The organism is Myroides fluvii, from assembly GCF_009792295.1.
GTDB classification, from domain to species: domain Bacteria; phylum Bacteroidota; class Bacteroidia; order Flavobacteriales; family Flavobacteriaceae; genus Flavobacterium; species Flavobacterium fluvii_A.
The window spans coordinates 392,501-408,883 of sequence record NZ_CP039934.1 but is presented as its reverse complement, the minus strand read 5'-3'; the positions used below and the strand labels follow the sequence as shown (position 1 = coordinate 408,883).

Here is a 16,383-nt window from a genome sequence, read left to right as displayed (position 1 = left end):
TGGTTCTATTTTAGGGTAACCTGATTGCGGTCTTTCCAGTGTTTCTTTTCAACAATGACTCCTTTTTCTACTACGACAATACTCGGATTTGCTCTTTCAATGGTTTTAAGCGTCGTTGCATCAGCAGTATAATAAAGGAAAGGCAATTCGTATTTTTTAATTACGCCGTCGATAATGGCATTACTAGAAGCTGTTAGTCCTGCAACAACGTAACCTTTGACAATCGCTTTGTTTGCAAAGTCTTTCATTGCTTGTAATCCTTCCGCATCTGCACGCTCTAAATCGTACGAAATAATCCAAATTAACTTGGGTTCTTCTAACATTGCTGTCAAGTGCTCTTCTCCATCTAAATCCATCGTTAAATCGTGAATAGCCGGTTGGTATCCTTCGCTTAATTGAATGTCTTCGCGACGAACAAATTCAGCACCTTCTGGAATATTACCTAGCTCTTTATCCGTGAATTTTTCTTCTTTGCCATTTACATTGTAGTAAAACGTCATTTGGTATTCTGCTTTCGGAGCATCTGCAGGAATTTCCATTCCCTTCTGAATATCCGTTCCCACTTTGTATGCTCTGAAATCTTTTAAAGGCAAGTGATTCAATACCCAATACCCCATAAAACAACTTAAAATCACAGTCATCATCAGGATTAAATTGTTGGTTTTGGCTTGGAATATAGGTTGAATAAACGATTTAAATTTGATGAGAATAAGAATGAGAATCAATAAGACAATATCTTTGGTAAACGATCCCCAAGGAGTTAAAGGGACAGCATCCCCAAAACAACCACAGTCTGTTACTTTATTGAAATAAGCAGAATAGAAGGTTAAGAATGTAAAGAATACAATCATTAAAAATAATAACGTCAACGTTAATTTACGCATGAAACCCAATAATAAAGCTACACCTAAAATGACTTCAGCAATGACCAGTACAACTGCTAGAGAAAGGGCATAAGGCGTTAAAAAAGGCAAGTTTAAAACTGCTTCTGAAAAGTATTCTTCTAGTTTAAAGGAAAAACCCGTAGGGTCATTCAATTTTACTAAACCAGATAAAATAAATAATACGCCTACAAAAATGCGCGACAGTTGCGTGATGAATTTCATAATTAGTGGGTTGATGGTTATTTATTCGTTTATTATTTCAAGGTGAATCAAAGCGAATACAGCATAGTTTAACATATCTTGATAGTTAGCTTCAATGCCTTCGGACGCTAGTGTTTTTCCTTTATTGTCTTCAATTTGCTTTACGCGGAGTAACTTTTGTAAAATTAAATCTGTTAGCGAACTAACGCGTAAATCACGCCAAGCCTCTCCGTAATCGTGATTTTTGTTTTCCATTAAGGCTTTAGTCTCCAATACGTGTTTGTCATATTGTGACTCTACTTCTTCTGCCGTTAAATCCGGGTATTTTCCCACGCCAATTTCAGCGTTAATTAACGCCATAATGCAGTAATTTACAATGCCTATAAATTCTGGGATTTCCCCTTCGTCCACTTTGCGTACAGTATTTTCTTGAATACTTCTCAAGCGCTGAGCTTTGATGTAAATTTGATCTGTCAATGAACTCAAGCGCATGATACGCCAAGCACATCCGTAATCGTGCATCTTTTTCTGGAATAACGATTTGCAAATAGCAATTACCTGATCATATTGTATAGAAGTAGTACTCATTTAAACTATATTTGTATTGGATTATTTTTCAAAAATAGTAATAATACTATGGTGTTGAAAATAATGTTACACCTTTTGGAAAATTAAATATAGATAAAAATAAGATAAAATATTGAATTGTGCTGTATGACAATAAATTGCAAAGGAGAATTGATTGATTTATCTACCCCAAAAATCATGGGAATTTTAAATATTACGCCCAACTCTTTCTATGACGGAGGACAGTACAAAACGGATGTTGACTTTGTAAAACAAACAGAAAAAATGCTGTCAGAAGGGGCCGATTTTATAGATTTAGGAGCTTATTCTTCTAAGCCCAGTGCCGAATTCGTCAGTGAAGAAGAGGAAATTAAAAGGTTAGTAAGTGTAGTGTCTTTGCTCGTTAAGCAATTTCCAACGATAAAAATATCCATCGATACCTTTCGAGCTAAAGTAGCTAAAGAGGCTATTGAAGCAGGGGGAGCTATTGTAAATGATATTGCTGCAGGCTTGTTAGATGAGCAGATGATTGACGTAGTAGGACAATTACAAGTTCCGTATATTATGATGCACATGAGAGGAAATCCTCAAACCATGCAAAGCATGACAACATACGATGATCTAATTGTGGATATGCGCTATTATTTTTCAGAGCGATTAGCGCAAGCTAGAGCAGCTAAAATTAATGATGTTATCTTAGATCCAGGGTTTGGCTTTGCCAAAACGATGGAGCAAAATTATGAGTTGATGGCTAAACTAGAGCATTTGCACTGTTTTGAATCGCCATTACTCGTGGGAATATCCCGTAAATCCATGCTGTATAAACTCTTGGATTGTACACCACAAGAAGCGTTGAATGGAACAACTGTGTTGAATACAATCGCCCTACAAAAAGGTGCGAAAATTTTACGTGTACACGATGTTAAAGAAGCAAATGAAGTTAGAAAAATTTTAAACCAATTGATGATATGAGAAAATTACTGTTTGTATTACCTTTTCTTTGCTTGTTTATGAGCTGTGATAAAAAAGAAATGAAATTAGCTCGTGCAGCCTATATTGTTGAAGAAGGAATTGACGATCACTCGCCAATTTATATCGAATATGCTGAGGATGGGATTCACCCTCTTTTAAACGATAACAACAAAATAGGAGGAACTAATTTTATCTTTCACATTGAGCGAGAACTCAATGCAAAAGAGGTATTGGAAATCGTGTCGGGAATCAAGAATAAAAAATACGACAAAGCGAATTTACATATGGATGAAAAAGGCGTTTTTTACAGCTATGCAGATACGCTAAACAAACATTTATCCTTTTTTCCGTTTAAATCATTAGATTATAGCTTTGAGCGTCCCGCCTCTACAGATAACTTGCTTTATGTCAACGCATCTAATGATGTTTTCTTTGAAGGAAAGGCAACGGATCGCAAGCAACTAGTAGAAGTAACGCAAGGCAAAGATAGCCTCCAATTGGGATTCAGTAAGGAGTTAGATTTCGAACAGTATCTACAACTGAGAATCTTGTTGGAAGAGTTAAAAATAAGCAAGCAGTTTGTAAACGAAGATCGTATATACTAGGTTACTGATGATGATAAGGCTCATTGCGCAAAATGGTAAATCCGCGATAGAGTTGTTCAATAATAAATAAGCGAATCATTTGATGGGAAAATGTCATTTTTGAAAGTGATATTTTCCCTTTCGCATTTTTATAGACTTCTTCTGAAAAACCATACGGTCCACCAATAACAAATACCAAGGTCTTGATTCCCGCATTCATTCTCTTCTGTAGTTCATCCGCAAAATCTACGCTTGTGAATTCTTTTCCCTTTTCATCGAGGAGAACCAAAAAATCAGTAGGGCCAATTTTACTTAAAATCAATTCACCTTCTTTTTGTTTTTGCTGGGCTTCGGATAGATTTTTAGCATTTTTGATATCAGCGATAATCTCCATGTCAAATTTGACGTAAAAAGACAAACGCTTCATGTAGTCATTCATTAGGGTTTGTAATTCCTTATTATCTGTTTTGCCGATAGCCAGTAGTTTGATATTCATCTGAAAAAATTGATTTGCAACAAAGGTACTATTTTCTTGTGATGCGAAAAAGAGTAACCTAAAACAAACAAAGCTATCGGTGAGGATAGCTTTGTTTGTTTTTTATTGTTTTGAAAAACCAGAATAATGTAAGTATGCATCAATATTCGGATCTTTACCTCTAAAATCACGATATAATTTATCTAAGGGTACTGTGTTTCCTCTAGAAAATAGCTTCTTGCGCAAAATCTCTCCATTTCGAGGGGTTATACCCCCGTTTTCCATTAACCAGGCGTAAGCGTCGAAGTCAATCATTTCTGACCATTTATAAGAGTAGTATCCCGCGGCATATCCGCCACCAAAAATATGACTAAAGTAAGAAGATCGATATCTTGGAGGAACTAAGGAAGTATAAATCCCGTATTTATTTAAAGCATCAATTTCAAATTGATCCACATCTGTAATTTCTGTATTTGCATCGATACTATGCCAAGCTAAATCCAAAAATGTAGCACCTAACAATTCCGTTAAACTATAGCCTTTATTGAAGCCCGCAGCAGCTTTAATGTTGTCTGCAAAGGCTTGAGGCATAATATACCCCGTTTGATAATGTTTCGCGTAATTGTCCAAAATAAGAGGGTCAAAAGCAAAGTGCTCGTGAAATTGAGAAGGAAATTCTACAAAATCACGGGAAACATTTGTCCCAGATAAAGTAGGATACTTTTGATCAGCAAATAGACCATGTAAAGCATGACCAAATTCGTGGAACAAGGTAACAACTTGATCAAGCGTTAACAAAGAAGCCTGACCTTCTGCGGGTTTTGGAAAATTAGCAACATTATAAATGACAGGCAATTGATTCATCAAGTACGATTGATCTACAATATTACTCATCCAAGCTCCTCCTTGTTTTGAATCACGTTGAAAATAATCAGTATAAAATAACCCTAACTTGCTGCCATCTTTGTTGAAGAATTCATATACTTTAACGTCTTCATGCCAAACAGGGATGTCGTTTCGCTCAATAAAAGAAATTCCATACAAGTATTTAGCCATAAAGAAAACACCATCTTTAAGCACTTTATCTAGTTCAAAATAAGGTTTTAGCTCTTCTTGATTCAAGGCGAATTTCTCCTGTCTTACTTGTTCTGCATAATAGGTCCAATCCGCAGCAGTTAATGGGGTTGCAGATTTATTAGCCCCTTGCAATAATTCGGTCTCTTCTTTTACCGCTTGCATTGCATGTGAACTCAAATTTGATAACATCGAAAAAACACGCGCTGGGTTTTGGGCCATTGTTCCTTGTAGACTCCAAGCAGCATAGGTGTCGAATCCCAATAATTTTGCTTTTTCCGCTCGTTTTTTAGCTAATGCAACAATAGTTGAACGCGTGTCATTTTTGTCCTTTTTTTCCGCTCGGATCCACGCTTGTTGAAATAAATGCTCACGGGTTTCTTTTTGCTGTAACTGACTCAATGCTGGTTGCTGGGTAGTATTGTTCAAAGCAAGTAAATACTTTCCGTCTTTTTGTTGTAAAGAGGTGAAATCCTCCTCAGGTAAACCTTGTAATTGCTCTTTGGTAAATGAAACAGAACCAGCCTTTGTTGCAGCTAAGAGTTTATCGCTAAATTCGTTTGTCAAGGTCGCAATCTCCTGATTGAGCTGTTTTAATTGTTTTTTAGCTTCTGCACTTAAATTTGCACCTGCTTGCACAAAGCGCTCATAGTATACGTCAATAAGCCTTACTTGTTCCTCATCAAGACCTAAAATAGTGCGATCCTTGTGCAATTGCTTAACACGCTCAAATAAAGCGTCGTTTAAGTAAATGCCATCTGTATGGGTCGCAAATTTTGGTGCTAGTTCACTGTTAATCTCAATTAATTCATCATTCGTATGCGCTCCTGTTAATAGATGAAAAACATGGCTAACACGCGTAAGAAGGGTACCTGAAAGTTCTAGTGCCTCAATGGTATTAGAAAATGTAGGCGCTTCGCTATTTGATGCAATCTTCTCAATGGCTTCTGCTTGCTGACGCATACCTTCTAATAGGGCAGGTTTAAAATCTTTGTTCTGTATTTTTGAAAAATCAGCCGTATGGTAAGGCAATTCACTTTCTTGAAAAAAAGCATTGGTTTCATCCCATTTAGCCTTGTTTTGACAAGAGATAGAAAATACAGCAGCGCCTAATGCAGCGCCCATAATCACTTTTTTTATATACATAAGGTAGAATAGTTTTTGATTTAATGAATGTCAAAGATAAAAATATATTGCAATTGACTTAATTTATTATAAATTTAAACCTCACTTTTAAGTTGAAAAACACGATCGTGTTAATTAGTAATTTTTCTAAATCAAAGTTATGCCGAAAATGTCCGCGTTATGGAGTATTCTTTTTGTTCTTGGAGGGGTAAGTTTATCTGCTCAATCACCTGCCATTCGACAACAATTGCAGCAGAAGTACACAACAGAAGACGCGGAGCATATACAGCTGCAAATAGAAAAAGAAGCAGCTTCAGCAAGCGAAAAGTTACGAGAATACCAAAAGCACAATCGTTATTTTAAAGCTCAATTTACGGATGAAGTAAATTATTATCAAGCTCAGCGTATGGAGCGAAATACAGTTATTTACTTTAAGACGCATAATGTGATTTCTAGAGCAAGTAGTGGAGTGAATCAACTGAGTGAATCAACGAACCCTACCTTTAATGCGTTATTAGGACAGCAAATGGTAGTTGGTGTTATTGATGGGGATTTAGTTTTTCCCAAACACAAAGAGTTTAGCGGACAACCACAAGGACGCGTAAAAATACTTGATAAATGGGAAGTGAATACGGAAGAAGGGACTCGTACTTTTGTAGACCTAGAAAGAAGGCGAAATCACGCTACACATGTTACAGGGACTATACTTGCTGAAGGGAAAAATCGCGAAGCGAAGGGGATGGCTCCTAAAGCAGAAGCACTGAGTTACCAATGGAATAATGATATGGTTAAGTTAGGAAACTTAGGCAGACAAGGCATCTTAGTGTCCAATCATTCCTATGGCATTGCCGCAGTTGATGATAACAAACAACCCCTTTTACCTAAAGAGTATTTCGGAACTTATAGTATCGATGCGGTGCACCTAGATCAATTGACGTATCTATATCCTTACTTACAACCCGTCATTGCTGCAGGGAATGATAAATTATATGCGAATATTGTTAATCCAGAGAAACAAGGAATGGATTTGCTATTGGGACATGCGAATGCCAAAAATGCAATTGTTGTTGGTGCAATAAGTTTACAGGCCTCAGGTATTTTCGAAGAAACGGAATTTAGTAGTAATGGACCTACTAATGATTTTCGCATTAAACCCGATATTGTGGCTATAGGAAAGGATGTGTTATCAACGGCGTATCAGTATCGTTTTACTAATGGAGATATTGAAAAAGATAATCTGTACACAACTTTGAGTGGAACTTCTATGGCGGCTCCATCTGTTGCTGGAATTTTATTATTGTGGCAACAATGGAGACTCAATCACAGTCATTTTCCATACAAAGCAGCTACAATAAAGGGAATCATGATAAATAGTGCTAAGCCTTTTTCACAAGAAAAAGGACCGAATGCACGAACAGGTTGGGGCGTTGTGCATGCTTGGAATGGAATTCAATTACTAGATGCTGCCAACAATAAACAAGCGGTTATAAGAGAGGAGACCTTGCTAAACAAAGAATCAAAAGTTATTCGTATAAGCGTAGAGGAGCCAATGGACCAACTGTCATTTACTATTTGTTGGACGGATGTTGCGGGTACCTTTAAGGAAGAAAATTTTTCTGAAACAAACGCAAGCAAAACATTAGTAAACGATTTAGATTTACGCGTGTATAAAGACGGAATAGTTTATTTTCCTTGGAAGTTAACTGAGCGTTTTGTCGAAAGCAAGGCTGTTCAAGGAGATAATCAAGTTGACAATGTGGAGAGAATCGACATTGAGAATCCAGCATTGGGCGTTTATGAGGTTGTCGTTTCTCATAAAGGGCAATTGAAAAATCAAGTACAAGACTACAGTCTAATTGTCAATGGAAATACGTATAATGGGGTCGTTTTACTTGCAGAACAAGAGGAAAAAGACGTCGAACAAGTTGTTGCTTGGCCTAACCCAGTAGAGGAAATCCTCAATATAGAGATTCCGCAGCCCTTTGTTTTTACAGCACTTGAAGTTGTAATTTACGATCAATCTGGAAAATACATCACTAGCTTGCCTATACAAGCAGCGAATAGACAAAGCTTGAATGTTTCCTTTTTATCAAGAGGAATGTATTTTCTCACCATCACGGGGGCATTTAAAAAGTACCAAGTGAAATTTATTAAAAGATAAAATGAAATTGAATTGAAGGTAAGCTAATATTTGTGTTGTAAATGATTCGTTTTTCGTTTTAAATAATTGGGATTCTTTTATATTTCAATTAAAAGTTAAAAACGGCATGTTATTTGATTTTTAGTCAATTGTGATTTTTTAGGATAAAATTCGATTTTAGAAACGAAGATTATGTAAGAGAAACACAAGGAAAAGGATTAAAAATTAAAATAACAATGAAGATATGAAACGACTTGTGTGTTTAATCTTGATAGGAATATCAACATTTGCTTTTGGCCAACAGAGTAGTGCCAATGATTCTCTAACCAACCCTCTGATTCCCGTAAATAAACAAAATCTACTGAAAGATTTTGATTTGGTTTTTTATATGCGATACGGTCTTGACTCTGATTTTAAGCAAGACAAATTAGCAACTAGTCGTTTTAGTGGTAATGAATTGCGTATTGATTTAAGTGCGAAAGTGCACGAAAAAGTTGGTTTTCGATTTAGAAATCGCTTTACATCAGCTCCTATTCCGGGTACTCTAGATAATGTTAATTCAACAGTAGATATTGCTTTTATTGATGTGAAGGCAACGGATAAATTAAATGTGACCTTAGGAAAACTTTCTGCAGATTGGGGAGGATATGAATTTGATCTAAATCCCATAGAGGTTTTAGAGTATAACGATATATTAAATCATTCCGAAAACTATCTTGTTGGAGTTGGAGTTGGTTACCAGGTGAATGAAAAACATCGTTTCAATGTACAGGTACTTAATGCCAGTGCTAATCGATTAGATAAAAAGGGAACAATTATCCTACCTAAAGGAATTGAAGAAACAAAAGTTCCGTTGGCTTTCGTTGGTAATTGGAGGGGGAGTTTTTGGGATAATCAATTTCAAACTTCTTATAGCTATAGCTATTTTACGCAAGCTAAAAATAAAGGAATGTATTACATCGCGTTAGGAAATAAATATCAAAATAAACAGTTAACCTGGATGTACGATTTTCAATATACACATGATGCCATTGATAGACATGGAATTATTAGCTCCATGTCTCAGGAAGAAAAACCAATCATGGCTAAGGATGTTGCATATCTTGAACATTGGACAAGACTAGACTATCAAGTATATCCGAAGTTGATTTTTTCCTTAACCTTGATGACAAGTAATGCTTATGCACAGCATACTACTGTAGAAAACGCTGGCAATAGTCATATACGCGTAAGCTATGGTGCGAGTCCGATGATTCAATATAGCCCATTTAAAAAGTTAGACTTGCGATTTTATGCGGCTTATGTAGGGCGTTGGTATGCGAACTCTTCCTATGCAAAAACTGAGTTAGGGCAAGTAGACGGCAATACTGGTCGTATTAGTATTGGTTTTATTTCTCCTTTACAGCTCTTGTAGAATATAAAATAACGGGTCCACTTGTTTTTTCTGTTAAAATTAACCAAAGGGTATCTTTTTTTGAGATATATATTTTACCTTTCCACCCGTGAATAAAAATACCCTATAGAAGTTAAACAAAATATCATGAAAAAAAATATTGTTTTAGTATTGAGCTTTGCCGCATTTTGTAGTTTTAGTATGCATGCTCAAAATCAAGAGCAAAAGCGAAAAATAGTGAATAGCTATAAAGAGAGTGTTGTTGAAGAAAAACGCACTAATTTGCTATCAAAATTTAGAGTTGAAAAGCAAGAAGCTCATGAGTTGGCCAAAGCAAATAATAGACCAATAGAAGGCGTTACAGAAGATGGTAGAGCCTATTCGTTACAACGAGTTGAGGAAGATGGCACCTATATTTACTATATCACTAGTAATGCAGGAAGTCGAGTAACAGCAAGAGTGAATGATATAGCTACTGGTGGAGATTTAGGTTTGAATTTAGATGGAAAAGGAGTTACAGTAGGGGTGTGGGATGGTGCTCCAGGATTGGATTTACATGTCGAGTTTAAAGGTGTGGAGGGATTCTCAAGAGTAAATATGAAGGATGCATTACCTGATCTAAATAGAATCAGTCAAGCAGCCTTAAATAGGTTTGTTAAAGGACGTTCGCATGCAACACATGTTATCGGTACAATTTTAAATAAAGGAGTGAATGCTAGCGCTAAAGGTATCGCACCAGAAGCAACTGTAGTAAGCTATAATTGGGAGTACGATACAGAGAAAATGGATTTGGAAGCGTCTGAAAATGGATTGTTAGTTTCTAATCACTCTTATGGTGTTGCCGCAATTAGTGATGACGGAAGTGTGGTGTATGTGCGTGCAAATGATTTTGGTACTTATGACAGGAGTGCTCAGGCTTTTGATTGGATTACACATACTTATAAATACTATCAACCTGTCGTAGCAGCAGGTAATGATCAAGATTATGCAGGAAAATTGAATCCAACTAAAAATGGTGCAGATTTGCTTTTAGGTCATACCGTTTCAAAAAACGCAATTGTTGTGGCTGCTGTGTCTCAAGTTGCTAATTATACTGGACCAGCAAGTGTACGTATTGCTTATTTTAGTAGTAATGGACCGACGAATGATTTTCGTATTAAACCCGATATTTCAGCTAAAGGTGTAAATGTCTATTCAAGTAATTACGTTTTGCCAACACCTGTAATAGGAGTTCCGAGAGCTGATGCGTATGCAACATTTGGAGGAACCTCAATGGCTGCGCCAGCAATTACTGGGGTCATTGCGCTTTGGCAACAGTGGGCAATAGGGAATAAACCAATGCCTTTTAAATCGGCAACGATCCGCGCATTAATGGCGCATACTGCGGATGAAGCTGGTGATGCTCCAGGTCCTGATCATAAATTTGGATGGGGATTGATTAATGCTAAAGCAGGTGTTCAGGTTATGCTGGGTGCAAATGCAGGAGTTGCAATTGTGGAAGAAAATGAGTTAATGCAGGAGGGTGTTTATGAGAAAGAATTTATTGTAAAAGAAAGTGGAGGGAAAATTATTGCTACATTATCTTGGACTGATCCAGAGGGTCTGTATCATAGAAATAATTCAAATGAAAATTATGTGTTATTTAATCCCTCTTTGGTGAACGATTTAGATTTGCGCGTTTTTAAAGACGGAGTAGAATATTATCCATGGAGATTAAACAAAGACTTTAATAATCTTTTCGCGTTGCAAGATGATAATGATGTAGATAATATTGAGAAAATAGAAATTGAAGGGGCTGAAGCGGGAACTTATACCATAAGAGTATCTCATAAAGGAGTATTGCAAGATGGTGGTCAGGAATATTCGCTTATTGTAAGTAGTGCGGATTTCAATAATCTATCCACGGAGGAGTTTGAATTGAACGATTTGTCTTTCTCTATTTGGCCTAATCCTGTAGTGGATCAGTTGAATGTAACAATTCCGGAAGAGATTCAGGTGCAAGGGATGTCTATTCAAGTTTTTGATATGACAGGACGTTTGGTTAAAAATGTACCGACACTTACTTCAAACCAAGTGGAGTTAGATATGAAAGGGTTGTCTTCAGGGACCTATTTTGTAAAGATAAAAGGCAATGGCGTTGATAAAACAGAACGCATTGTAAAGAAATAAGACAATAGTATATTGTTTTTGTATAAAAAGGAGAGCTTAGGCTCTCCTTTTTTTTTCTCCTTTATATATAAGAGAGGTAAACCCCTCCTTTCCCTTTATTTTTACAGCAGCCTTCTTTTTTCTGATTAAAAACAAAGGGTTTCTCTTTAGGTTCTTTTTAGGTGCCTGTTCATTTAGCTCGAGAGTTCTTCGACTTTCCTTGGAGTATCCTAGGAAAAAGGGTGTTTTTGTCGAGGGAATGTCCAAGGAAAGTCCACTGAAAGTCGATTTTAGTCAAAGTACCCTTAAACTAAACTTCAACTGAACCCTATATAAAGTAGAACACGAACGCCTTTTTTTTAGCTATTCAGCGAATCCGAACCCTATTTTAGCATTGTTTTCCTTTTCTCCTTTATATAGGTGTAGGAGGTAAAAAAAGCTAAATGTTTGAAAATGAATACAAAACCAAAATCCCTTGAAAAGTGCTCAAAAAAGAGATAAAGCATCGTTTTGGTTCAAAATAACTAAATGAGACTGTGTAGACGTAAAAACTCAGCAAAAAAGCAAAAAAACTTCAAGGTGTAAAAGGTAGCATAATAGCGAGTTGCGAATAAAGGTGTAAAATCATTGCAAAAAAAGCAACAAATAATTTGGAAGTGGCAAAAAAGGTGCTACTTTTGCATCCGCATTAAACAAGCAGACGTTCATAGAAAAGCAGAGGAAAAGACGACAGATTGGTTCAGAAATATTTTTCAAAAATAAATTTGGATTAATGAAATAAAGAGTCTTATCTTTGCAGTCCGCTTCAGTAAATACTGAGGATTGGCAAAAAGGGAAGAAAAATTTTTTCTCAAAAAGTTTTGCCAGTTCAAATAAAGTTTTTACTTTTGCACTCGCTTTAGTAACCGACTGGTTGACGAGGGATACAGAAAAAAAATCAAATTTTTTTTTGTCAAATCGAAAAAGTTGATTACTTTTGCACTCGCTTCGAAAATCAAGTAGTAGCGAGATTGAAACACGATCATAGACATATTGGACAACAGCATACAAAATAAAGAGAGTAAGGTGATTTTAGGATCACGAATAAACTAGCTAACTTTTTACAATATTAAAAATATACGATGAAGAGTTTGATCCTGGCTCAGGATGAACGCTAGCGGCAGGCCTAACACATGCAAGTCGAGGGGTATAGAGAGCTTGCTTTCTAGAGACCGGCGGATGGGTGAGTAACGCGTATGCAACCTACCTTTCACAGAGGAATAGCCCGGAGAAATTCGGATTAATGCTTCATGGTTTAATTGGATGGCATCATTTGATTAATAAAGATTTATCGGTGAAAGATGGGCATGCGTATCATTAGCTAGTTGGTGTGGTAACGGCATACCAAGGCGACGATGATTAGGGGTCCTGAGAGGGAGATCCCCCACACTGGTACTGAGACACGGACCAGACTCCTACGGGAGGCAGCAGTGAGGAATATTGGTCAATGGAGGCAACTCTGAACCAGCCATGCCGCGTGCAGGATGACGGTCCTATGGATTGTAAACTGCTTTTGTACGGGAAGAAATGTATCTACGTGTAGATATTTGACGGTACCGTAAGAATAAGGATCGGCTAACTCCGTGCCAGCAGCCGCGGTAATACGGAGGATCCGAGCGTTATCCGGAATTATTGGGTTTAAAGGGTTCGTAGGCGGTTTAGTAAGTCAGTGGTGAAATCTTACAGCTTAACTGTAAAATTGCCGTTGATACTGCTAGACTTGAATAGTATGGAAGTAATTAGAATATGTAGTGTAGCGGTGAAATGCTTAGATATTACATGGAATACCAATTGCGAAGGCAGATTACTACATACTTATTGACGCTGATGAACGAAAGCGTGGGTAGCGAACAGGATTAGATACCCTGGTAGTCCACGCCGTAAACGATGGATACTAGCTGTTCGGTTTTCGGACTGAGTGGCTAAGCGAAAGTGATAAGTATCCCACCTGGGGAGTACGTTCGCAAGAATGAAACTCAAAGGAATTGACGGGGGCCCGCACAAGCGGTGGAGCATGTGGTTTAATTCGATGATACGCGAGGAACCTTACCAGGGCTTAAATGTAGATTGACAGGTTTAGAGATAGACTTTCCTTCGGGCAATTTACAAGGTGCTGCATGGTTGTCGTCAGCTCGTGCCGTGAGGTGTCAGGTTAAGTCCTATAACGAGCGCAACCCCTATTGTTAGTTGCCAGCGGGTCATGCCGGGAACTCTAACAAGACTGCCGGTGCAAACCGCGAGGAAGGTGGGGATGACGTCAAATCATCACGGCCCTTACGTCCTGGGCTACACACGTGCTACAATGGCCAGTACAGAAAGCAGCTACCAGGCAACTGGATGCGAATCTCAAAAACTGGTCTCAGTTCGGATTGGAGTCTGCAACTCGACTCCATGAAGCTGGAATCGCTAGTAATCGGATATCAGCCATGATCCGGTGAATACGTTCCCGGGCCTTGTACACACCGCCCGTCAAGCCATGGAAGCCGGGGGTACCTGAAGTCGGTCGCCGCAAGGAGCTGCCTAGGGTAAAACTGGTAACTAGGGCTAAGTCGTAACAAGGTAGCCGTACCGGAAGGTGCGGCTGGAACACCTCCTTTCTAGAGAAAAAAAGAGGTTGGTTTATTTACTCTCGCTGTTTGTTCAAATATAAAATAAGTAATATACAGAGTCTCGTAGCTCAGCTGGTTAGAGTACTACACTGATAATGTAGGGGTCGGCAGTTCGAGTCTGCCCGGGACTACTAAGTATTACAAAGGAAATTCTAGAGGTTAGTTAAACCGTTGAAAGTTACTGTTAACCGTAAACTGTTAGCTGTTGACCTAAAAACGGGGGATTAGCTCAGCTGGCTAGAGCGCCTGCCTTGCACGCAGGAGGTCATCGGTTCGACTCCGATATTCTCCACTAGGACTACGGTCCAAAACGATCATTGACATATTGTAACGACAAATACAGTTAGATAGTAATTTAATATTATTGTTTAATAAAAATTTTATAGAAAGTACGATTCGAAAGAATTGTAAGCACATAAGCAAAATAAGGGCGTATGGGGAATGCCTAGGCTCTCAGAGGCGAGGAAGGACGTGATAAGCTGCGAAAAGCTACGGGGATTGGCACACACGATTTGATCCGTAGATATCCGAATGGGGCAACCCACTATGTTGAAGACATAGTATCCGAATAGGAGGCGAACCTGCTGAACTGAAACATCTAAGTAGGCAGAGGAGAAGAAAACAAAAGTGATTCCGCTAGTAGTGGCGAGCGAACGCGGAATAGCCCAAACCAATGTTGTTACGGCAATATTGGGGTTGTAGGACCACGACATTTCTTGCGGATTGAATTAGAATTACCTGGAAAGGTAAACCGAAGAGGGTGATAGTCCCGTATAAGTAAGAGAAGATAAGGATAGTGGTATCCTGAGTAGGTCGGGGCACGTGAAACCCTGATTGAAACTGGCGGGACCATCCGCTAAGGCTAAATACTCCTGAGAGACCGATAGTGAACCAGTACCGTGAGGGAAAGGTGAAAAGAACCGTGAATAACGGAGTGAAATAGATCCTGAAACCATACGCCTACAAGCGGTCGGAGCCCCTTTGTGGGGTGACGGCGTGCCTTTTGCATAATGAGCCTACGAGTTACCGTTGCTGGCAAGGATAAGTGATTAAGTCATGGATCCGTAGCGAAAGCGAGTCTTAATAGGGCGCTTTAGTCAGTAGTGGTAGACGCGAAACCGTGTGATCTACCCATGGGCAGGTTGAAGTTTAGGTAACACTAAATGGAGGACCGAACCGTTTAACGCTGAAAAGTTTTCGGATGACCTGTGGGTAGGGGTGAAAGGCCAATCAAACTCGGAAATAGCTCGTACTCCCCGAAATGCATTTAGGTGCAGCGATGATCATAGTTACTTAGAGGTAGAGCTACTGATTGGATGCGGGGGCTTCACCGCCTACCAATTCCTGACAAACTCCGAATGCTAATTAATGATAATCATCAGTGAGGGCATGGGTGCTAAGGTCCATGTCCGAGAGGGAAAGAACCCAGACCATCAGCTAAGGTCCCCAAATGTATACTAAGTTGAAAAAACGCGGTTTGATTGCCCAGACAGCTAGGATGTTGGCTTGGAAGCAGCCATTCATTTAAAGAGTGCGTAACAGCTCACTAGTCGAGCGATCGAGCATGGATAATAATCGGGCATAAGTATACTACCGAAGCTATGGATTTACGTTTTAAACGTGAGTGGTAGGGGAGCATTCTATCGACGTAGAAGCCGTACTGTGAGGTATGGTGGAGTTTATAGAAAAGAAAATGTAGGCATAAGTAACGATAAGGGGTGCGAGAAACACCCCCGCCGTAAGACTAAGGTTTCCTGAGCTATGCTAATCAGCTTAGGGTTAGTCGGGACCTAAGGCACACCCGAAGGGGGACGTCGATGGCCAACGGGTTAATATTCCCGTACTACTAATAATTGTGATGGAGTGACACAGTGATGAAAGCACCGCGAACTGACGGAATAGTTCGTTGAAGCACGTACCTATATCAGCTATAGTAAAATGCGTAGTTGATGGAGAAATGCGATAGTACTCAGCGTTTTCGAACAACGAGATAGTGTGCCTAAGGGCTGTCAAGAAAAGCTTCTAAACTTAGATTATTAGTACCCGTACCGTAAACCGACACAGGTAGTCGAGGAGAGTATCCTAAGGCGCTCGAGAGATTCATGGCTAAGGAACTAGGCAAAATAGACCTGTAACTTCGGGAGAAAGGTCGCCAGCGCAAGCTGGCCGCAG

General features: G+C 38.7%; 9 protein-coding genes, 2 tRNA genes and 2 rRNA genes (1 of these 13 running past the window's edge). 9 read left to right on the top strand and 4 right to left on the bottom strand.

Features of this window, described 5'->3' with window-relative positions:
- Positions 1-5: 5 nt before the first annotated feature.
- Both FBR08_RS01955 and FBR08_RS01950 read right to left on the bottom strand, forming a co-directional pair.
- The gene (locus tag FBR08_RS01955; RefSeq protein ID WP_158961144.1) at positions 6-1,106 is read right to left on the bottom strand and encodes a BT_3928 family protein; all 1,101 of its coding nucleotides are present in this window, start codon (positions 1,104-1,106) and stop codon (positions 6-8) included.
- 21 nt (positions 1,107-1,127) lie between these two features.
- Positions 1,128-1,673: a DUF1599 domain-containing protein gene (locus FBR08_RS01950; protein ID WP_158961142.1), complete on the bottom strand. Its 546-nt coding sequence runs from the start codon at positions 1,671-1,673 to the stop codon at positions 1,128-1,130.
- Between the two features lie 126 nt (positions 1,674-1,799).
- Between FBR08_RS01950 and folP the strand changes: the two genes are divergently transcribed.
- Together folP and FBR08_RS01940 are read left to right on the top strand one after the other, a co-directional pair.
- Positions 1,800-2,624: a dihydropteroate synthase gene (gene folP / locus FBR08_RS01945; protein ID WP_158961140.1), complete on the top strand. Its 825-nt coding sequence runs from the start codon at positions 1,800-1,802 to the stop codon at positions 2,622-2,624.
- The gene (locus FBR08_RS01940; RefSeq protein WP_158961138.1) at positions 2,621-3,229 is read left to right on the top strand and encodes a hypothetical protein; all 609 of its coding nucleotides are present in this window, start codon (positions 2,621-2,623) and stop codon (positions 3,227-3,229) included. The genes folP and FBR08_RS01940 overlap by 4 nt, the downstream gene beginning before the upstream one ends.
- 1 nt (position 3,230) lies before the next feature.
- Here the strand turns inward: FBR08_RS01940 and rlmH are convergent, their stop codons facing one another.
- On the bottom strand, positions 3,231-3,704 hold the full coding sequence (gene rlmH / locus FBR08_RS01935) for a 23S rRNA (pseudouridine(1915)-N(3))-methyltransferase RlmH (RefSeq protein WP_158961136.1): 474 nt from the start codon (positions 3,702-3,704) through the stop codon (positions 3,231-3,233).
- 102 nt (positions 3,705-3,806) lie between these two features.
- Complete coding sequence (locus FBR08_RS01930) at positions 3,807-5,903, bottom strand: M3 family metallopeptidase (RefSeq protein ID WP_158961134.1); 2,097 nt, start codon at positions 5,901-5,903, stop codon at positions 3,807-3,809.
- A 139-nt stretch (positions 5,904-6,042) separates the two neighbouring features.
- On the opposite strand from FBR08_RS01930, the gene FBR08_RS01925 reads away from it, so the two are divergent.
- The 7 genes from FBR08_RS01925 to FBR08_RS01895 form a co-directional block, all read left to right on the top strand.
- Positions 6,043-8,043 (top strand): S8 family serine peptidase, encoded by a 2,001-nt coding sequence (locus FBR08_RS01925; protein WP_233266197.1) that lies wholly within the window; start codon positions 6,043-6,045, stop codon positions 8,041-8,043.
- Positions 8,044-8,266: 223 nt separating this feature from the next.
- Entirely contained in the window at positions 8,267-9,436 is a 1,170-nt protein-coding gene (locus FBR08_RS01920) for a porin (RefSeq protein ID WP_158961132.1), read from the top strand.
- Positions 9,437-9,562: 126 nt separating this feature from the next.
- Complete coding sequence (locus tag FBR08_RS01915; RefSeq protein ID WP_158961130.1) at positions 9,563-11,584, top strand: S8 family serine peptidase; 2,022 nt, start codon at positions 9,563-9,565, stop codon at positions 11,582-11,584.
- A 1,097-nt stretch (positions 11,585-12,681) separates the two neighbouring features.
- Positions 12,682-14,199, top strand: a 16S ribosomal RNA gene (locus FBR08_RS01910).
- 69 nt (positions 14,200-14,268) lie between these two features.
- Positions 14,269-14,342, top strand: a tRNA-Ile gene (locus tag FBR08_RS01905).
- An 87-nt stretch (positions 14,343-14,429) separates the two neighbouring features.
- Positions 14,430-14,503, top strand: a tRNA-Ala gene (locus FBR08_RS01900).
- Positions 14,504-14,624: 121 nt separating this feature from the next.
- Positions 14,625-16,383 (top strand): 23S ribosomal RNA (locus tag FBR08_RS01895) (it continues 1,122 nt past the right edge of the window).
- Together the 16S and 23S rRNA genes with 2 tRNA genes alongside form the textbook arrangement of a ribosomal RNA operon.

What these genes read in the sequence shown, in the direction of transcription:
- FBR08_RS01955 (WP_158961144.1), bottom strand. Translation starts at nt 1,106, where the DNA reads ATGAAATTCATCACGCAACTGTCGCGCATTTTTGTAGGCGTATTATTT.
- FBR08_RS01950 (WP_158961142.1), bottom strand. Translation starts at nt 1,673, where the DNA reads ATGAGTACTACTTCTATACAATATGATCAGGTAATTGCTATTTGCAAA.
- folP (WP_158961140.1), top strand. Translation starts at nt 1,800, where the DNA reads ATGACAATAAATTGCAAAGGAGAATTGATTGATTTATCTACCCCAAAA.
- FBR08_RS01940 (WP_158961138.1), top strand. Translation starts at nt 2,621, where the DNA reads ATGAGAAAATTACTGTTTGTATTACCTTTTCTTTGCTTGTTTATGAGC.
- rlmH (WP_158961136.1), bottom strand. Translation starts at nt 3,704, where the DNA reads ATGAATATCAAACTACTGGCTATCGGCAAAACAGATAATAAGGAATTA.
- FBR08_RS01930 (WP_158961134.1), bottom strand. Translation starts at nt 5,903, where the DNA reads ATGTATATAAAAAAAGTGATTATGGGCGCTGCATTAGGCGCTGCTGTA.
- FBR08_RS01925 (WP_233266197.1), top strand. Translation starts at nt 6,043, where the DNA reads ATGCCGAAAATGTCCGCGTTATGGAGTATTCTTTTTGTTCTTGGAGGG.
- FBR08_RS01920 (WP_158961132.1), top strand. Translation starts at nt 8,267, where the DNA reads ATGAAACGACTTGTGTGTTTAATCTTGATAGGAATATCAACATTTGCT.
- FBR08_RS01915 (WP_158961130.1), top strand. Translation starts at nt 9,563, where the DNA reads ATGAAAAAAAATATTGTTTTAGTATTGAGCTTTGCCGCATTTTGTAGT.